This window comes from Saccharothrix saharensis, from assembly GCF_006716745.1.
GTDB lineage: Bacteria > Actinomycetota > Actinomycetes > Mycobacteriales > Pseudonocardiaceae > Actinosynnema > Actinosynnema saharense.
This window is the reverse complement of sequence record NZ_VFPP01000001.1, coordinates 5554382-5571770: the sequence shown is the minus strand read 5'-3', so window position 1 is coordinate 5571770 and position 17389 is coordinate 5554382. Positions and strand designations below refer to the sequence as shown.

The 17389-nt window shown below is 71.4% G+C and carries 22 protein-coding genes and 2 tRNA genes; 13 read left to right on the top strand and 11 right to left on the bottom strand.

What is annotated here, in order from left to right; genetic code table 11:
• Positions 1-14: 14 nt before the first annotated feature.
• The 4 genes from FHX81_RS25025 to FHX81_RS25010 all read right to left on the bottom strand — a co-directional run bounded on the left by FHX81_RS25025 (position 15) and on the right by FHX81_RS25010 (position 2771).
• The gene (locus tag FHX81_RS25025; protein ID WP_141980434.1) at positions 15-821 is read right to left on the bottom strand and encodes an exodeoxyribonuclease III; all 807 of its coding nucleotides are present in this window, start codon (positions 819-821) and stop codon (positions 15-17) included.
• Between the two features lie 9 nt (positions 822-830).
• The gene (locus FHX81_RS25020; protein WP_141980433.1) at positions 831-1049 is read right to left on the bottom strand and encodes a hypothetical protein; all 219 of its coding nucleotides are present in this window, start codon (positions 1047-1049) and stop codon (positions 831-833) included.
• Between the two features lie 12 nt (positions 1050-1061).
• Positions 1062-1376, bottom strand: coding sequence for an SH3 domain-containing protein (locus FHX81_RS25015; RefSeq protein WP_141980432.1), 315 nt, complete (start codon positions 1374-1376; stop codon positions 1062-1064).
• A 174-nt stretch (positions 1377-1550) separates the two neighbouring features.
• A complete protein-coding gene (locus FHX81_RS25010; protein ID WP_141980431.1) occupies positions 1551-2771 on the bottom strand; it encodes an NADP-dependent isocitrate dehydrogenase in 1221 nt (406 codons plus the stop codon).
• Between the two features lie 283 nt (positions 2772-3054).
• Here FHX81_RS25010 and FHX81_RS25005 point away from each other — a divergent pair, with 283 nt between their 5' ends.
• Together FHX81_RS25005 and FHX81_RS25000 are read left to right on the top strand one after the other, a co-directional pair.
• Positions 3055-3861, top strand: coding sequence for a metal-dependent hydrolase (locus FHX81_RS25005; RefSeq protein ID WP_141984119.1), 807 nt, complete (start codon positions 3055-3057; stop codon positions 3859-3861).
• Between the two features lie 141 nt (positions 3862-4002).
• Positions 4003-4482, top strand: coding sequence for a hypothetical protein (locus FHX81_RS25000; protein WP_141980430.1), 480 nt, complete (start codon positions 4003-4005; stop codon positions 4480-4482).
• 11 nt (positions 4483-4493) lie between these two features.
• Here FHX81_RS25000 and FHX81_RS24995 read toward each other — a convergent pair whose 3' ends face one another.
• The 3 genes from FHX81_RS24995 to FHX81_RS24985 form a co-directional block, all read right to left on the bottom strand.
• On the bottom strand, positions 4494-4751 hold the full coding sequence (locus tag FHX81_RS24995) for a Prokaryotic metallothionein (RefSeq protein WP_141980429.1): 258 nt from the start codon (positions 4749-4751) through the stop codon (positions 4494-4496).
• 69 nt (positions 4752-4820) lie between these two features.
• Positions 4821-4894, bottom strand: a tRNA-Pro gene (locus FHX81_RS24990).
• Positions 4895-4968 (bottom strand) — tRNA-Pro (locus tag FHX81_RS24985). It lies immediately after the preceding tRNA gene.
• 58 nt (positions 4969-5026) lie between these two features.
• Here FHX81_RS24985 and FHX81_RS24980 point away from each other — a divergent pair.
• Positions 5027-6139, top strand: a complete 1113-nt coding sequence (locus FHX81_RS24980) for a J domain-containing protein (RefSeq protein ID WP_141980428.1) — start codon at positions 5027-5029, stop codon at positions 6137-6139.
• Positions 6140-6158: 19 nt separating this feature from the next.
• On the opposite strand, the gene FHX81_RS24975 is transcribed toward FHX81_RS24980, so the two are convergent.
• Positions 6159-7514 carry a glycosyl hydrolase gene (locus tag FHX81_RS24975; protein ID WP_211363556.1) on the bottom strand — a complete coding sequence of 452 codons (1356 nt, stop codon included), beginning with the start codon at positions 7512-7514 and terminating at the stop codon, positions 6159-6161.
• A gap of 183 nt (positions 7515-7697) precedes the next feature.
• On the opposite strand from FHX81_RS24975, the gene FHX81_RS24970 reads away from it, so the two are divergent.
• Together FHX81_RS24970 and FHX81_RS24965 are read left to right on the top strand one after the other, a co-directional pair.
• Positions 7698-8294 carry an HhH-GPD-type base excision DNA repair protein gene (locus tag FHX81_RS24970; RefSeq protein WP_141980427.1) on the top strand — a complete coding sequence of 199 codons (597 nt, stop codon included), beginning with the start codon at positions 7698-7700 and terminating at the stop codon, positions 8292-8294.
• A gap of 9 nt (positions 8295-8303) precedes the next feature.
• Positions 8304-9692 carry a serine/threonine-protein kinase gene (locus FHX81_RS24965; protein ID WP_141980426.1) on the top strand — a complete coding sequence of 463 codons (1389 nt, stop codon included), beginning with the start codon at positions 8304-8306 and terminating at the stop codon, positions 9690-9692.
• Here the strand turns inward: FHX81_RS24965 and FHX81_RS24960 are convergent.
• Positions 9623-10831 (bottom strand): MFS transporter, encoded by a 1209-nt coding sequence (locus FHX81_RS24960; RefSeq protein ID WP_141980425.1) that lies wholly within the window; start codon positions 10829-10831, stop codon positions 9623-9625. The genes FHX81_RS24965 and FHX81_RS24960 overlap by 70 nt on opposite strands.
• Positions 10832-10906: 75 nt before the next feature.
• On the opposite strand from FHX81_RS24960, the gene FHX81_RS24955 reads away from it, so the two are divergent.
• From FHX81_RS24955 to FHX81_RS24925, 7 genes are all read left to right on the top strand, one after another.
• On the top strand, positions 10907-11224 hold the full coding sequence (locus FHX81_RS24955) for an ArsR/SmtB family transcription factor (RefSeq protein ID WP_425473843.1): 318 nt from the start codon (positions 10907-10909) through the stop codon (positions 11222-11224).
• The gene (locus FHX81_RS24950; protein ID WP_141980423.1) at positions 11221-11592 is read left to right on the top strand and encodes a hypothetical protein; all 372 of its coding nucleotides are present in this window, start codon (positions 11221-11223) and stop codon (positions 11590-11592) included. Before FHX81_RS24955 ends, FHX81_RS24950 begins: the two co-directional genes overlap by 4 nt.
• 64 nt (positions 11593-11656) lie before the next feature.
• Entirely contained in the window at positions 11657-12433 is a 777-nt protein-coding gene (locus FHX81_RS24945; RefSeq protein ID WP_141980422.1) for an ABC transporter permease, read from the top strand.
• On the top strand, positions 12426-13223 hold the full coding sequence (locus FHX81_RS24940) for an ABC transporter permease (protein WP_141980421.1): 798 nt from the start codon (positions 12426-12428) through the stop codon (positions 13221-13223). The genes FHX81_RS24945 and FHX81_RS24940 overlap by 8 nt, the downstream gene beginning before the upstream one ends.
• Positions 13220-14173, top strand: a complete 954-nt coding sequence (locus FHX81_RS24935; protein WP_141980420.1) for an ABC transporter ATP-binding protein — start codon at positions 13220-13222, stop codon at positions 14171-14173. The genes FHX81_RS24940 and FHX81_RS24935 overlap by 4 nt, the downstream gene beginning before the upstream one ends.
• Before the next feature lie 38 nt (positions 14174-14211).
• Positions 14212-14607 (top strand): bacteriophage spanin2 family protein, encoded by a 396-nt coding sequence (locus FHX81_RS24930; RefSeq protein WP_141980419.1) that lies wholly within the window; start codon positions 14212-14214, stop codon positions 14605-14607.
• A 67-nt stretch (positions 14608-14674) separates the two neighbouring features.
• A complete protein-coding gene (locus FHX81_RS24925; RefSeq protein WP_141980418.1) occupies positions 14675-14899 on the top strand; it encodes a DUF1918 domain-containing protein in 225 nt (74 codons plus the stop codon).
• Here FHX81_RS24925 and FHX81_RS24920 read toward each other — a convergent pair.
• Positions 14821-15519 (bottom strand): TetR/AcrR family transcriptional regulator, encoded by a 699-nt coding sequence (locus FHX81_RS24920; RefSeq protein ID WP_141980417.1) that lies wholly within the window; start codon positions 15517-15519, stop codon positions 14821-14823. The two genes, FHX81_RS24925 and FHX81_RS24920, sit on opposite strands and share 79 nt — an antisense overlap.
• An 83-nt stretch (positions 15520-15602) precedes the next feature.
• Between FHX81_RS24920 and FHX81_RS24915 the strand changes: the two genes are divergently transcribed.
• Entirely contained in the window at positions 15603-16508 is a 906-nt protein-coding gene (locus FHX81_RS24915; protein ID WP_141980416.1) for an NAD(P)H-binding protein, read from the top strand.
• Between the two features lie 25 nt (positions 16509-16533).
• On the opposite strand, the gene FHX81_RS24910 is transcribed toward FHX81_RS24915, so the two are convergent.
• Positions 16534-17343: an inositol monophosphatase family protein gene (locus FHX81_RS24910; protein WP_141980415.1), complete on the bottom strand. Its 810-nt coding sequence runs from the start codon at positions 17341-17343 to the stop codon at positions 16534-16536.
• Positions 17344-17389 lie beyond the last annotated feature (46 nt).

Here is a 17389-nt window from a genome sequence, read left to right as displayed (position 1 = left end):
CGAGCGGCTCGGGTTCACCCCGTGGGCCAGTCGAACGTCACCGTGACCGGCGCGTGGTCGGACCAGCGCTCGGCGTAGGTGGCCGCCCGCTCGACCACGGCGGACGTGGCGGTGGCGGCCAGGGCGCGCGTCGCGACCTGGTAGTCGATCCGCCAGCCCGAGTCGTTGTCGAACGCCTTGCCGCGGTAGGACCACCAGGTGTACGGGCCCGCCACGTCCGGGTGGAGGGAGCGGACCACGTCGACGTACTCCGCCTCACCGAAGACGCGGTCCATCCACGCGCGTTCCTCCGGCAGGAAGCCCGACGACTTCTGGTTCGTCCTCCACGCCTTCAGGTCCTCCGGCCGGTGGGCGATGTTCCAGTCACCGCAGACCAGGACCTCGCGCCCGTCGGCAGCCGCCTTGTCCCGCAACTCCACCAGGTACGGCAGGAACGCGGCCGTGAACCGGTCCTTCTCGTCCTGCCGCGGCGTGTCGACGTCACCGCTCGGCAGGTACAGCGACGCCACCACCACGTCGGCCAGCTCGACCTCGACGTAGCGCCCGGAGTGCTCGAACTCGGCCACCCCGAACCCGATCCGCACGGCCTGCGGCGCCTCGCGCGTCAGCACGGCGACCCCGTTGCGCCCCTTGGCCTCCGAGTGCGCGTGCGCCACGTGCCACCCCTGCGGCGAGCGCACCTCGTCGGGCAGCTGACCCGGCTCGGCCCGCACCTCCTGCAGGCACACCACGTCCGCCGACGTCGCGGCCAGCCACTCCAGGTAGCCCTTCTTCGCGGCGGCGCGCAGCCCGTTGACGTTGATCGTGGAGACAGTCAGCACCGCAGCAGCCTAACGGCGGTCGGCGACGGCCCAGCCGTACGGGTAATCCGCGCCGCACCCCGTGCAGGACGCGGCCAACCCGAGCATCAGCACCAACGGGCTGCTGCCCTCCGGCGAGGGCACGCCCGCCACCTCCTGCCCGTCCACCAGCGCGCGCAGTCCCGGCCACTCCGGTTCGCACGCGCACGTCACCACATCACGCCGCGACGACCGCCACTTGAAGAACATCCGCCCATCAGATCACGAGCAGCTGCTGTCCGACGTCGGCGTCACGAACTCGTCCTTCACCCAGCGCCCGTCCGCCAGCAACCGGAAGCCGTTCTCGACCCGGGTCTCCGCCCGCACCACCGCGTCGCGCCGCATGGTCGCCACGATCGGCTGCGTGTCGGCGGGCCCGGAGCGCACGTTGAGGATGTCCGCGATCACGGTCACCCGGCACTCGCGGGCGGCGGCCTCCTCCACCCCGAGCTTCTGGCCGTCGTTGGCGACGTACATCAACCCGGCCGCCGCGAGCACACCCACGACGACCACGCCGCGCACCGGAATCCCGAGCATCACGCCTCCCGACACCTGTCCCGAAGTGCAGATATAGCGCGTCGGGCGGGCCCGTGAGGCGGTCCGGGCCACAATCCACCCCACCGGGGAACCGGACGGGTGACACCGCTACGGAAACGGATCAGGGGACCGCCCGGAGGCAGTCCCCTGATCGCGCGAGTCGGAGGGCAGGCGTCAGCCGGCCATCTTCTTCTGCAGGTTCTCGTCCAGCGTGCCGAGGAAGTCCTCGGTGGTCAGCCACTCCTGGTCCTTGCTCACCAGCACGGCCAGGTCCTTGGTCATCCGGCCGCTCTCGACGGTCTCCACGATGACCTGCTCCAGCGTCTCCGCGAAGCCGGTCACCTCCGGCGTGCCGTCCAGCTTGCCGCGGTGCTTCAGGCCACCGGTCCACGCGAAGATCGACGCGATCGGGTTGGTGGAGGTCGGCTTGCCCGCCTGGTGCTGCCGGTAGTGCCGGGTCACGGTGCCGTGCGCGGCCTCCGCCTCGACGGTCTTGCCGTCCGGCGTCATCAGCACCGACGTCATCAGGCCCAGCGAGCCGAAGCCCTGCGCGACCGTGTCGGACTGCACGTCACCGTCGTAGTTCTTGCACGCCCAGACGTAGCCGCCCTCCCACTTCATCGCGGCGGCGACCATGTCGTCGATCAGGCGGTGCTCGTAGGTCAGGCCCGCGGCGTCGAACTGCGCCTTGAACTCCTCCTCGAACACCTTCTGGAAGATGTCCTTGAACGCACCGTCGTACGCCTTGAGGATGGTGTTCTTGGTCGACATGTAGACCGGGTAGTTCCGCTGCAACCCGTAGGAGAACGAGGCGCGCGCGAAGTCCTCGATGGACTTGTTGAAGTTGTACATGCCCATGGCCACGCCGCCGTCGGCGCCGTAGTTGGCCACCACGTGCTTGATCGGCTCGGAGCCGTCCTCGGGCGTGAACGTGATGGTCAGCTCGCCCGCGCCGGGGACCTTGAAGTTGGTCGCCTTGTACTGGTCGCCGTGGGCGTGGCGGCCGATGATGATCGGCTTCGTCCAGCCCGGCACCAGCCGCGGGATGTTCGAGATGATGATCGGCTCGCGGAACACCACGCCGCCGAGGATGTTGCGGATCGTGCCGTTCGGCGAGACCCACATCTTCTTCAGGCCGAACTCCTCCACCCGCGCCTCGTCGGGCGTGATGGTGGCGCACTTGACACCGACGCCGTGCTTCTTGATGGCGTGCGCGGCGTCGATCGTGACCTGGTCGTCGGTGGCGTCCCGGTACTCGATGCCCAGGTCGTAGTACTCGAGGTTGACGTCCAGGTACGGGTGGATCAGCTTGTCCTTGATGAACTGCCAGATGATCCGCGTCATCTCGTCGCCGTCGAGTTCGACGACGGTCCCCTGAACCTTGATCTTGCCCATACTCAGGGCGCTCCTCTCGCGACAATGCAAGCAAGACAAGCGTACTGCTATGTCGGTTCGCTTGCCTCCACCAGGGCGGAAAAAGGGAACGGCGTCACATCCGGGCCGACGCCGCGACCGCCGGTGGCACGGGTTCTCCGGCCCCATACAACCAGCCGCGCCGCCGGGCCGCCGCACGGGGACCGCCGACCGGAGCGGATCGAACACGCGTTCGCGGGTTACGCCCGCCAACGGCGTCCGCCCCGCTAACCTCGCACCCGTACGAGTGATCAAGGGGGCAGCGTTGTCGACGGGTCCGACCCACGCCATGAGCGGTCTGCTCGCCTGGGCGGCGGTGACCGCGACAGCCGAGAACCACCCCATCGGCCAGCTCACGCCGCAGAGCTGGGCGGTCGGCGCGGTGCTCGCCACCGGCGCCGCCCTGCTGCCCGACCTCGACCACCCGTCGTCGACGATCTCGCGCACGTTCGGGCCGGTCAGCGCGGGCGCGTCGGCGCTGATCAACACGGTCAGCTCGTTCGTCTACCGCACCACCCGCACCCGCAAGGACTCCAACCGCGACGGCGGGCACCGCGGCCTCACGCACACGCTGGTGTTCGCGCTGGCCGCCGCCGTCGGCACGACCGCCGTGGTGCAGCAGTCGCAGAAGTGGGCCCTGCCCGCGCTGATGTTCGTGTTCGCGGGCCTGGCCGTGCGCGGGATCATGAACGACTGGTGCCCGCAGAAGGACGCGCTGCTGATCACCGGCGTGTCGGCCGCCATCACGGTCGCCTGCGTGGCCTGGACCGCGCAGACACCGGCCAGCGCGGCGGCGTGCGGCGTGGCGGTCGGGGTGGGGTGCTTCGCCCACTACCTGGGCGACGCGATCACCGAGCAGGGCTGCCCGATCCTGTGGCCGATCCCGCTGATGGGCAAGACCTGGTTCCCGGTCGCGCCGCCGAAGCTGCTGCGGATGAAGACCGGCGGCACGGTCGAGATGGCGATCGTCGGCCCGCTCATCACGATCCTGAGCATCTGGCTGTCCGCCGCCGCCCTGCAGCAGGCGGGCGCGCTCCCGTTCCTCGAAAGTTTCGACCTGCTACCCATCTGAGTTTCAGATAACGGCCATTCGGCGGCTACCACCACATCACCCGATCGGACTAGCCTCCAGCGAAATCCTGTCCCGCGCCGACCGCGTCGAGGAGGACTTCGTGCCCCACCCCACGCACGACAACGTCGTCGAGGTCGCCGGATGACCACCTGGCTCGGCCTCAACGCCGGTCACGAGGACCGCGCGACCGCGGACAAGGTCGCGGTGTCGCTGTACGAAACGCTGCTGTTCCACGCGCAGCTCGTGTGCGTGCACGAGGTGGAGGGCCGGCACGCGCTGTCGTTCCGGCTCACCGACGAGCCGTCCGAGAACACCGTGTCGACGCTGATCGAACGCGGCTACGGCGTGGCGGTGCACAACGGCTCGCTGCAACGGCTCGCCGGACCCGAGGAGCTGACCAGGGGCGCGCTGCGGGCGGCGCTGGCACACCGCGACCGGCGGGAGGGCCGGGCGCTGCGGTTCCCCGGCCAGCGCACGCTGCGCGGCCGTTACGGCGTCTCGGACATCATCGCGTTCAGCGCGATCGAGGAGGTCCTGCCGCACGGCACGAAGAGCGTGGACGCGCGCGGCGACCTGCAACCGACGTTCCTCAACGGCCGGCTGGTGCTCAACTGCGACTAGGACCGGCCCGTTCAGCCCGGGTGGGCGCCGACGGTGTCCTTGATCTGCGCGCCGAGGTCGTCCGCGCTGCGCGCGCAGTGGGCGCAGCAGAAGAACCGGCCCTGCACCTCGACGCCGTGCCCGAGGATGCGGCAGTCGCAGTGCTCGCAGCGCGGCGCGAGGCGTTGGACCGCGCACTCGAAGCTGTCGAAGGTGTGCACGCCACCGCCGACCGTGCGGACCTCGAAGGCCATCCAGTAGTCGTTGCCGCACACGTCGCAAGTCGCCATGGCCGAAGGGTGCGCCCGTCCGCGGGCACCGGCAACTCGACCCCGCGCGGCGGCACGGGATCGGCCGAGCGGACCAGGCCGGACTCGAACCGGCGTCCTCCCTCCCGGGGGGAGGGCGCGTCAACCACTGCGCTACATGGTCCCGAGCCGGGCCGGATTCGAACCGGCGTCCTCCCTCCCGGGGGGAGGGCGCGACAACCACTGCGCTACCGGGCTCCTGCCCAACACTAACCATGACCACGGCCCCGGAGACAGGGCCGCTAAGGTCTGCCCTCGTGCGCGGAGTCGACTACTACGAACTCCTCGGGGTCGGCCGCTACGCGTCCGAGGCGGAGATCAAGTCCGCTTACCGCTCCCTGGCCAAGGTGATGCACCCCGACGCGGGCGGGTCCTCCGGCACCTTCCGCATGCTGCAAGAGGCATATGACACCCTGCGGGACCCCGTCCGCCGGCGTGACTACGACCGCGGCCAGACGTTCACCCGTCCGGGGGCGCGGCCGACGTCCCCGACCCGACCGCCGCGCTCCGGCCGGACCGGTCGGTTGCGCAACTTCGGCGAAGATCCCGACTTCGTACCCCCGAAGCCCGTGGTGGACCTCGGCGGGCTCGCGTGGTGGCACCTGGTCGACGTCGGTCAGCGCGTGCGGTACGTCCCGGCCGCCGGTCCCGGCCACGCGCCTGCGCTGGCGGCCGTGTGCGGCTGGTTCTTCCTCCTGCTGCCGGTGGTGCTGGTCGACTTCACGCCGCTCTCGCTGGGCGTCTGGCTGGTGCTGGTGGCCGCGGCGGCGACGGCGGCGTTCCGGTTGGTGCGGCGCTACCTCGCCGCGATCCGGGCCGACCGCGCGTTCACGCTGGACCACGACACGTCGGTGGTGCACGGGACCACCGACGACCGCGCCTGCGAGCGGCTCACCGCCGACCTCCTCAGCCAGTACCTGACCCGGCTGCCCGGCGCGCGCGTCTTCCACGGCCTGGCCTGGCCCGGCTCGGTGTTCGCCGACGTCGACCACGCCGTGCTGTGCGGGCGCAGGCTCGTGCTGATCGAGTCGAAGTCCTGGCTGCCGGGGCACTACGAGGCCGAGGACGACGGCACGGTGTGGCGCAACGGCCACCCGTTCCGGGGCGGCGGCATGCGGATGCCGCGCAGCCTCGCGGTGTACCGGAAGCTGTTGCCCTGGCTGGACATCCGGACCGCGCTGCTGGTCTACCCCAGCCGCGAGGGCGCGGTGACCACCGAGGAACCGGCGGACGCCATCGTGCCGCCGATGACGCCCGCCCAGTTCGTCGAGGAGATCGGCGACTGGCTGGCCGAGGACCCGGCCACGGTGGACCGGGAGGCGTTGCGCCTGCTGATCGGCCAGGTCGTGCCGATCGTGCGCGACCAGTAGGCGGAACCAGCAGGCGGAATCAGTAGACGGACATCTCCCACAGCGAGTAGCCGTACGGCGTGGCGCGCTGGAACGCGTACAGCTTCACGTAGCGCGCGCTCGTGTCGAGCACGATCTCGTCGGTGCCGCCGTCGGCCGCGTAGTCGGCGTGCACGGTGGTCCAGGTCGTGCCGTCGGTGGAGGTCTGGAGCTGGTACTGCCGGGCGTGCGCGGCCTCCCAGTCGAGCCGGACGCGGCGGACCGGCTTCGTCGAGCCGAGGTCGACCCACAGCGAGTGCTGGTCGGTGAACGCGCTGCTCCAGCGGGTGGCCGGATTGCCGTCGAACGCGTGGGACGACGGGTGGGCGGCGCTCTCGGTCGCGGTGGACCAGGACGGGCGGCCGAGGGCCAGGTTGCCGCCACCGCCGGTGAGCTGCCCCTGGTTCACCGCGCGCGGTGAGGCGTAGGTGGCACGGACGGCGCTGTCGGGGTTGAGCTGCTTGTCGTCGAAGAACTCCGGCCACGCCATGAAGTACGCCCACTCGGGTTGGGACGCCAGCTCACCGGGTGACGGGACCCTGCCGACCTCGGCCAGCGCCAGCGGCTTGCCCTGCGCCAGCGACCTGAGGGTGTCGTAGTAGGTGGCGGACGGCCAGAAGCTGTTCCAGGCGTCGAGCGACACGACGTCGGTGTAAGCCGGGCCCGGGTAGTAGGCGGCGATGCCGGCCGGGTCGAGGTCCTTGACGTTCCAGACCCACGCCATGCCGGTCAGGCCGCGGGTCCGCACGAGGTGGTCGTGGGTGAGCTGGTAGAGGCGGCGGCTGCCGTTCGCGCCCGGCCGGCCACCCCACCAGGACCAGCCGTCGTTCATCTCGTGCAGCGGGCGGAACAGCGGTTGGACGCCGGCGTCCAGGAGTTGGCGCAGGAACGGCACGACCTCGTCCAGGCGCGCCTTCCAGGCGTTGTTGAGGGCTGTGCCGTCGGTGACGAGTTGGGACCACTGGGCGTCGGTGAGGTCGTCGTTGACGCCCGCGTCCCAGCCGCAGGAGGTGGGGCGGGTCGGCGGGCAGACGTGCCAGGTGAGGGTGACGAGCGAGCCGTTGCGCCACTCGGTCTTGGCCTGGTCGACCATCGTCTGCCGGTGGGCGACGTCGTCCTGGGCGAAGAGGAAGTCACCGCCCCACAAACCGGGGTAGACGCCGGTGATCGCGTGGACCTTGGCGGTGTGGCGGGCGGGGTCGGAGTTGGGCTCTTTGTTGTGCATCCCGGTGACCGTGCGGGTGCCGGTGATGCGCTTCAGGTAGTCGACCACGGGGATCGGCGGCGGCGCGGCGGCGGCCGCGGGTGGGACCAGGGTCGTGAGGAGTAGGGCTACCAGCGTCATCGCTGTGCGCACTGCGTCCTGCCTCTCGCCAGGTGGCGGCCTTTTGAGTGCTGGTGGAGCGTGGCGGCGGATGCGGTGGACGGTAGCGATTAACCGGTTAAGCAGTCAACCGGAAGCTACCGGAGAGATCTTCCGAGCTCTGGACGAGCAGGGCTCGCCGAGTGAGGTCCGGGGGTCCGGTGCGAGGATGGGCGCATGCCGAGGAAGCTCCGCCTGACCGGTGACCCCGCCGCCGACAAGTTGCTGAGCGAGGATCCGTTCGCCCTGCTCACGGGATTGCTGCTGGACCAGCAGTTCCCCATGGAGCACGCCTTCGCCGGACCGCGGAAGATCGCGGATCGGATGGCGGGGTTCAGCATCGAGAAGATCGCGCGGACCGACGTGGACGAGTTCGTGGAGCTGTGCGTCCAGCCGCCCGCCATCCACCGGTACGGCGGGTCGATGGCGCGGCGCGTGCACGCGTTGGCCCTGCACGTCATCGAGCACTACGACGGCAAGGCGGCGAACATCTGGAAGGCCGGCAAGCCGGACGGCAGGGAAGTGCTCAAGCGGGTGAAGGCGTTGCCCGGGTTCGGTGACCAGAAGGCGCGGATCTTCGTCGCGTTGCTCGGCAAGCAGCTCGGGGTGACGCCGGACGGGTGGCGGGAGGCCGCGGGTGCGTACGGGGAGGAAGGGTCGCGGCGGTCGATCGCGGACGTGACGAGCGCGGAGACGTTGGCCGAGGTCCGGGCGTTCAAGAAGGCGGCGAAGGCGGCGGTCAAGGAGGGCGGCGGCGCGGCCGCCGGGGGTTAGAGTCCCGGCGTGCAGTTGCCGGGTCTCACCCATCTCACGCCGTTGGGCCAGGGCGGTTTCGCCACGGTCTACCGCGCCCGCCAGGTCCAGCTGGACCGCGAGGTCGCGGTCAAGGTCGACAACCGGGTGCTGCGGACCGAACGGGACCGGCGGCGGTTCCTGCGCGAGGCGCACGCGGCGGCGCGGCTGTCCGGGCACCCGCACGTGGTGTCGGTGCACGACGCGAACTTCACCCCGCAGGGCACGCCCTACCTGGTCATGGAACTGTGCACGGGCGGGTCGCTGGCCGACGTGGTCCGGCGTGACGGGCCCCTGCCCGCGGCACGGGTGCGCGAGCTGGGCGTCCAACTGGCGGACGCGTTGGCGGCGGCCCACGCGGAAGGCGTGCTGCACCGCGACATCAAGCCGGGCAACATCCTGCTCGACCGCTACGGCACGGTGAAGCTGGCCGACTTCGGGCTGGCGGCGCTGCTGGACGCCGAGGGGTCCAGCACGGTCACGAGGGACGCGTTGAGCCCCGGCTACGCGCCGCCCGAGGCGTTCGCGATGGCCCAGCCGACGGCGGCGGCGGACGTGTACGCGTTGGCGGCCACGCTGTACGACCTGCTCGCGGGCAAGCCGCCGCGGCCGGTGCCCTGGCCGGTCGAGTCGTTCGACCACCTCGGCGAGGTGCTGCGGTCACCGGTGCCGCGGGTCCCGGGCGTGCCGCCGGACCTGCACGACACGCTGGTGCGGGCGTTGGACCCCGACGCCACCCGGCGGACGCCCACCGCGGCCCGGTTGCGGGACGAGCTCAGCCAGGTGCCGCGGCAGGTGCCGGGCCACGAGCACCGGTACTACAACGCCTCCTACACGCCCCCGCCCACCAAGAAGCCGTGGGCGCTGGTGGGCGGTGCGGCGGTGCTGGCGGTGGTCGTCGCGGCCGGCACCTGGTGGTGGGCGACGCGCACCCAGGACGCCGTGGGCAGTCCCGGGACCGCCACGACCACCACCAGCGCGCAGGAGACCGCCCCACCGCCCCGGCTCGACCGGTGCGGGACGGGTTTCTGCGTCGCGGAACCCACCTGCTACCACGGCATCAACAACTTCGGTGGTCAGGCGGCGACCGCCCGCCGTGCCGGGGACTGCTCGGTCGAGCACTTCTGGGAGGCGTTCGGCGGCGGCTGGCTCTCCGGGGCCATGCCCCAGGTCACCAGTGACGCCCTCGTGCAGGCCCCCGAGGTCGCCGACGTGTGCACGGCCGAGGCCATGGAGGCCAACACCCGCCCGACCGTGGACACGTCGACGTGGAGGATCACCGCCGTCGCGTTCGCCGACGGCGACCGGAACTACTTCCACTGCCTGGCGGCGGAACCCGGCGCGGGCGAGGTCACCACCAGCGCGTTCGGCGGCTCCTGAGCGGGGCGCGGCTTGAGCGCGAAGATCAGCACCACCAGCGCGACCAGGGCGAGCGACGCGGCGATCGGCGCGAGCGGGAGCAGGCCGAACCAGCTGATCACCAGGCCGCCGACGACGCCGGACAGGCCGACGCCGAGGTAGATCGCCGACGCGTTGAGCGACAGCAGCAGGCCGCTGTCGGCGGGCGCGAGCTCGATCAGCCAGCTCTGGATGGGCGGGTTGGCCGACCACGTGAGCGCGCCCCAGACGAACAGCGCGACACCGGCCGAGACGGGGGTGGTCGTGGTGAGCGGCAGCGTCGCCAGCACGACGGTGAAGCAGCCGAACAGCACGACGAGCAGCTTGCGGGTGTCGAACCGGTCGGTGAGGCGACCGGCGCCCCAGTTGCCCAGCACGGAACCCAGGCCGTAGGCGCCGAGCAGGACGCCGATCGCGGCGCCTTCGACGTGCGCGGTCTCGGTCAGCAGCGGCGCGATGTAGTTGAAGACGCTGAACACGGCCAGGCACGCGAGCACGGTCAGGCCGAGGACCATCAGCACGCGCCGGTCGGCGGCCGGGGCGAAGCGCTGCCGGAGGCCGACGGCGGGCGGGGCGTCGACGCGGGGCAGCCACAGGCGGACCGCGACGGCGGCGACCGCGGAGACGGCGGCGATGAGGGCGAACACGCCCTGGTAACCGAGGGGCCCGCCGAGCAGGTTGCCCGCCGGCACGCCCAGGACCAGGGAGAACGTCAGGCCGCCGAACACCAGGGCGACGGCTCGGCCGCGGTGGCGCGGCGGGGACAGGACGGTGGCGACCAAGGTTGCCGCCGGCGTGTAGACGGCTGCTCCGAGCGCGCTGACGATGCGTGCGACGAGGAGCAGCGGGTAGTTGGGCGCGAGCGCGGCGAGCAGGTTGCCGAGGGCGGCGACGACGAGGGCCGCGACGAGGAGCGTGCGGCGTTCCCACCGGCCGGTGAGGGCGGCGAGGATCGGTGACGAGATCGCGTAGGCGATGGCGAACGCGGTGAGCAGCTGCCCGGCGGTGGCGTGCGAGACGTGCAGTTCCTCGCTCACGGCGGGCAGCACGCCGGAGACGATGTACCCGCTCGTGCCGATGGCGAACGCGCCGGCGGCGAGCAGGTAGGTGCGTGCCGACATGTGTGCCCCCCAGTCGAGATTGGTTCGACGTCGACCGTACTACGTCAGTCATCGAAGTTTGATACATCTCGTAGTATGGGCGTCATGACCACGTTGCTCGCCCACCCGGAGCGGGACGAGATCCGGATCGCGTCGGTGCTGCACGCGCTGGCCGACCCGGTCCGGCTCCGGATCGTGCGCGCGTTGGCGGAGCACGAGGAGGGCCTCTCGTGCGGCGTGCTGCCGCTGGGCGTCACGGCGTCCACGCTGACGCACCACGTGCGGACGTTGCGGGAGGCGGGTGTGGTGCGCGTTCGGCCGCAGGGGACGTCGCGGATCAGTGCGTTGCGGAGGGATGACTTGGACGCGTTGTTCCCGGGATTGCTGGACGGCGTGCTGGCGGCGAAGCGGTGAGCGACGCCAACGACTGGGAGTGGGTCCGCGTGCTCGCGCAGGGTCGCGTGTACGACGAGGACCGGACGGCGGTGAACCGGCTGGCGTGGGCGGCGGTGGCCCTGGCCGCGTCGCACGGCGCGGAGCGCAACGGCGTGCGGAGGGCACGGGCGGTCGCCGATCGGTTCGCGTTGAGGGCCCGGGTGGTGCGGTCGCTGGGCGCCTGGGCGGTGGACCCGGACGCCTTGCTGGCCGAGGTGCTGGACGAGTCGGACCTGCCCGAGCGGTACCGGAAACCGGTCGCACGGGCAGTGGAGTCCGTTGTGCCGCAAGTGCGGGACGAGGTCTTGCGGGAACGGGCCGGGAGGTGGGTCGAGGGTCGGGCATGAGCGCGATCCCGACCGGTGGCGCCGGACCGCAAATGGGTTGCGGCGGTTCCTAGGGTGAACAGACGTGCGCGCTTACGTCTCGCTAGCGCTGGCCGGATTCCGCAGGTACTCCACCTACCGACAGGCGATGGTCGCCGGAATGGCGACGAACGTCGCCTTCGGCCTGCTCAGGCTGGCCGTGCTGGTCGCGGCCGTGGGGCAGGGCCCGATCGCGGGCTACGACGTCGCCGCGACCGCCACCTACGTCTGGCTCGGACAAGGGCTCATGGCCGTTGTCGTGCTCTGGGGCGACAAGCAGTTGGCCGAACGGGTGCGCAGCGGGGACGTCGTGGTCGACCTCTACCGGCCTTGGCACCTCCAGATGGCGTTGTTCGCCGAGGACGTGGGACGCGCCGGCTATGCCGTGGTGGTGCGGCTGGCTCCCCCGGTCGCGTTCGGCGCGTTGCTCTTCCCCTTCCGCTGGCCCTCGATCGGCACCGTTCCGGTGTTCGCGGTCAGCGTGGCGCTCGCGTTGGCGGTGAGCTTCGGCATGAGGTTCCTGCTCAACGCGACCACGTTCTGGCTCTTGGACAACCGCGGTGTCCAAGCGCTCTACACGGCGCTCACGTGGCTGTTCTGCGGCTTGGCCGTGCCGCTGTCGTTCTTCCCCGACTGGGCGCTGCCAATCGTGTGGTCGACCCCGTTCGCGGCCATGCTGCAAGCGCCCGTCGACGTCTTCCTCGAACGCGGATCGCCGTGGCCGTTCCTGGCGGGGCAGGCGTTCTGGGCGGTCGCCGTGCTGGTCGCGGGGCACCTCGTGCTGAACCGCGCGGTGCGCAAGGTGGTGGTCCAGGGTGGCTGAGAGCGTCTACCTGAAACTCGTGGGCGCGAGGTTGCGCGGCCAGATGTCCTACCGGGCCTCGTTCGTGCTGCAGTGCGTCGCGCAGGCCGTCAACCAGCTCGCCGAGCTGGCGATCATCCTGGTGCTGTTCAACCGGGTCAGCGCGCTGGGCGGGTTCTCGGTCCGCGAGGTCGTGCTGATGTACGCGATCGCGGGCACGGCGTTCGGGATCGCGGACATGGTGGCCGGGCAGCTGGACGAGCTGCCGACCTACATCCGCACGGGCACGTTCGACGTGCTCCTGCTGCGGCCACTGGGGACGTTGGCCCAGATGATGGCGTCCGACCTGCACCTGCGGAAGGTGGGCCGGATCGTCGCCGGGCTCGGCGCGATGGCGTACGCGTTGAGCCACAACGACATCGCGTGGTCGGCGGGCACCATCGCCCTCGTCGTGGTGGCACCCATCGGCGGTGCGGTGATCTTCTCGTCCATCTGGGTGGCGGCCAACGCGGTGTGCTTCTGGGTGGTGGACGGCCAGGAACTGGCCAACACGGTCACCTACGGCAGCAACGCGTTCACGTCCTACCCCGCCACGGTGTACGGGCCGTGGCTGCGGCGGTTCTTCGCGTTCGTCATCCCCGGCGCGTTCGTCGCCTACTACCCCAGCCTCGCGCTGCTGGACCGGCCGGACCCGCTGGGCGGTCCCGCGTTCCTGGGGTGGGTCTCACCGCTCGTCGCCGCCGCGGCGGCCGTCGTCGCCGGCCTGGTCTGGCGCACGGCCGTGCGGCACTACCGAGGGACCGGATCATGATCGAGGTGCGCGACCTGCGGCGCGAGTTCACCGTGACGACCAAGGTGGGGCGGTTCCGCCGGGAACGCCGGGTCGTGCGGGCCGTCGACGACGTGGCGTTCGACGTGGCGGCGGGTGAGGCGGTCGGCTACGTCGGGCCCAACGGCGCGGGCAAGTCGACCACCATCAAGATGCTCACCGGGATCCTCGTGCCGACGTCCGGGCACGTGCGGGTGTGCGGGGTGGAGCCCTCCCGCGGCCGGCGGGACCTGGCGCGGCGGATCGGCGTGGTGTTCGGGCAGCGCAGCCAGCTCTGGTGGGACCTGCCGCTGCGGGACAGCTTCGAGCTGCTGCGGGCGATCTACCGGGTGCCGGGGGGCGACTACGCGAGCCGGTTGCGCGAGTGCGTCGAGCTGCTGGAGCTGGGCGCTTTCCTGGACACGCCGGTCCGGCAGCTGTCACTGGGGCAGCGGATGCGCGGCGAGGTCACGGCGTCCCTGTTGCACGGGCCGGAGCTGCTGGTGCTGGACGAGCCGACGATCGGGCTGGACCTGGAGTCCAAGGAACGGCTGCGGGAGTTCCTGGCCGACCTGAACGCGCAGCGCGGCACCACGCTCCTGCTCACCACGCACGACTTGGACGACATCGAGCGGCTGTGCCCCCGGTTGGTGGTGATCGACCGCGGCACGGTGCTCGCGGATGGGCCGCTGGAGGCGTTGCGCGCGGAGGTCGCGCCGGAGCGGGTGCTGGTGGTCGACCTGGAAAAACCGGCGGAACTGGCCGGGTTGCCCGGCGTCACGTCGAGCCGCGCGGAGCTGAACGGGTTGCGACACCACCTCACGTTCAGCCGGGCCGACACGACCGCCGCGGCGCTGATCTCCGCCGTGGCCGCCAGGGCGGAGGTGCACGACCTGGTGGTTGTCGAGCCGGAAATCGACGACGTGGTGCGTCGGCTGTACGCGCGTCGGTAGAGTCGGACGAAACGGTCAACGTAGAACGGGAGCACCTCATGCGCGCAGGTCGTCCGGTAGCCACCCTCCTGCTGGCGATGGGGCTCGCTGCGGCGGTCTCCGGCTGCGAGGCCGTGCAGCAGGCCTCGGACACGGCCAACCAGGTCGGCCAGGCCGCGGACAAGGCGCAGCTGTGCATCGAAGCGCTGAAGCTGGCGGGCTTCACGCCCGACGCGACCGACCCCCAGAAGGCGCTGGAGGAGACCCAGAAGAAGGCCGAGGAGCTGAACGCGCTGGCCGCGAAGGCCGGCGACACCACGCTCCAGGACGCCATCACCGGGGTCTCGGACACCATGAGCAAGGTGACGCTGGAGGACCTGAACCCGGCCAACATCGCGACCTGGTCGCAGGAGAAGCTGGACCAGGTGGCCAAGCTGTCCAACGCCTGCGCCTGAGCGGAAATGCCAGGCTGTCGGTACCTTCGGAACAGTCCTACGCTGTGACGCACCGGAGGTGTTGCAGATGCACGCGACAGTAGGCGACCGGTTGCACATCCACAGCCGCGCGGTGGGTCTCGACGAGACGGTCGGCGAGATCCTCGAAGTGCGCGGCCCGGAAGGTGCGCCCCCGTATCGGGTCCGCTTCTCCGACGGCCACGAAGGGCTGGTCTACCCCGGCCCCGACAGCCTGGTCGAGCCGCGGGCCTCCGAGTCACCCAGGATCAAGGACTCGACCTCGGCGCGGTAGAGCAGCGCCGGGTCGACCCCCATCGGCCCGAACTGGCCCGAGACCTCCAGGCTGAGCACGCCGTGCAGCCTGGTGAACGCACGCATGGCGGTGAGCAGCACGGCGGGGGGCACGTTCCCCTCGCCGCGCGAGCCCGCCCAGGCCACGAGCTGGTCGTCCAGCGTGGACGGCCCGGCCGCGGCCCCGTCCTCGTGCGGCAGGACGCCGAGCAGCGCGCTCATGGTGCGATGCGCGAGCAGCACCGTGTCCTCCGGCGCGTGGTACCCCGGCAGCGGCGTGCCGAACAGCAGCAGGTAGCGGTGCGGCTCGGTGACGGCCCACGTCCGGAACGCCCCCGCGAACGCACGCACCCGATCGGGTGGTGACGCGTCGGTCGACGCCGCCACCGCCGCCTCCACCGCGACCGCCAGGTCGTGCCACGCGTCGCGGATCAGGTCGTTGAGCAGCTCGTCGCGCCCCTTGAAGTACCGGTAGAGCGCGGGACCCGTCACGCCCATGCGCTTGGCGATGGCGTTGACCGAGATCCCGGCGATCCCCTGGTCCGCCAACTGCTCCAGCGCGATGCGCTTGGCCTCCGACTTCGTCTCCTCGCGGTACCGCTCCCGGCGGACGTTGACCATCGGCTGACCCTCCTGTTGACAACCGCACTCTAACTTGTGTTAGAACTTCTAACAACAGTGAGGGCTTGATACGAGGGGGCGTCATGACGGTGGTCGTGCTGGGTGCGGGACGGGGCATCGGCGGTGAGATCGCCCGCCTGCTGGTGGCGGACGGCCGGGAGGTCCGTGCTGTCACACGTTCAGGTGGTGTTCCGGCAGGTGCGCGGGACGTGCGCGCCGACCTGATGGACCGCGACGCCACGATCAAGGCGGTCGAGGGCGCGTCCCTGGTCCACCTGGCGGCGAACGTCCTGTACTCCGACTGGACCGCGATGCTGCCGACGATGGTGGAGAACACCATCGCCGCGGCCGAGGCCGCGGGGGCGAAGATCGTCTACACCGACAACCTCTACGCGTACGGGCCGGTGTCGGGGCCGCTGCGGGAGGACACGCCGGAACGGCCCGCGGGCCCGAAGGAACGGCTGCGCAGCGAGCTGGGCAAGCGCTTGCGGGCGGCATCGGTGCCGGTGACGACGTGCCGTTCGTCGGACTACTACGGTCCGGGCGGCACGGGCTCGCTGCCCGGCGAGCTGGTGGTCAAGCCGATGGCGGCGGGCAGGGGCGCGATGTGGTTCTGGCCGCTGGACCTGCCGCACACGTTCGCCCACCTGTCCGACACGGCCCGGGCGACGATCGTGCTGGGCGACGACGAGCGGGCCGACGGGAAGGTCTGGCACACGCCCGCGGCCGAGACGGTGACCGTGCGCGAGTTCATCGCCCTGACCGGCCGGGTGCTCGGCAACACCCGCGGGCCGCTGCGGCTGCCCGCGTTCTCGGTCCAGGTCGGCGCGCTGTTCGACAAGCGGCTGAAGGGCTCGGCCGAGATGGACCACCAGCGGACCGCGCCGTGGGTGGTGGACCACTCCGCGTTCGAGGCCACGTTCGGGCCGTTCGCCGTCACGCCGCACGAGCAGGCGATCGAGGAGACCGCGCGCTGGTACCGCCGGTGAGCGGAACGGCAACCCGGGAGCGGTGTCAGCCCAGGACGGCGGTGATCAGCTCGTCGGCCAGGGCGGGCGTGGCGGCGGCGATGCCGGACCAGCGGCGGGACAGGTCCAGGTCGAAGGACAGCGGCCGGCCGCGCAGGTCCAGCAGCGCTCCCCCGGCTGCGGGCACCGTGACGAGCGCGGCGATCAGGTCCATCAGCCGGTGGGTGTCCGAGCCGGGGTCGGCGAACCCGTCCACCGCGCCCTCGGCCACCAGCACCGCCTCCAGGCACGTGGTGGCGAGGATGCGGACCCGCTCGGCCTGGTCCACCACGCGCATCCAGGCGTCCTCGGTGCCGCGCTTGGGCCGCATCATGCACAGCGACGCGCCCTTGAGCCGCGTGCGGCCGCTGGTGCGGTAGGGCGTGGGCCGACCCGCGTGGGCCGACCAGGCCCGGCCCGTGTCGAACCACACCGTGAGGGCTTCCACCGGCTGGTCGTCGAGCACGAGAGCACCCGCGAAGCACGAGAGCGGCACGCCCATGGCGGCGTTCGCGGAACCGTCCACCGGGTCGATCACGAGGGTGGCGGCCGACCCGTGGTCGAGGAACCCGGCCTCCTCGGACAGCAGGTTCGCCCCCGCCGCCGCGGCGGCCTCGGCGATCGCGGCCTCCACGATCGCGTCGACCCGCATGGTGGGCGTGCCGTCCGCGCCGTCGGCGACCTCCTCGCGCAACTGCGCGCGGCTGAACTCGCGCCGGGCCCGGCCGTAGGCGGCCGACGCGGCGACCGCGGTGGCGGCGAGCGCCGGGTGCACGTCGGCGGGCAGGTTCGGTGCGGGCACGGGCCAGGAGTCCATGCCCCCAACATGCCACGGGAGGGCCGCCGGTGGCGGCCCTCCCGTG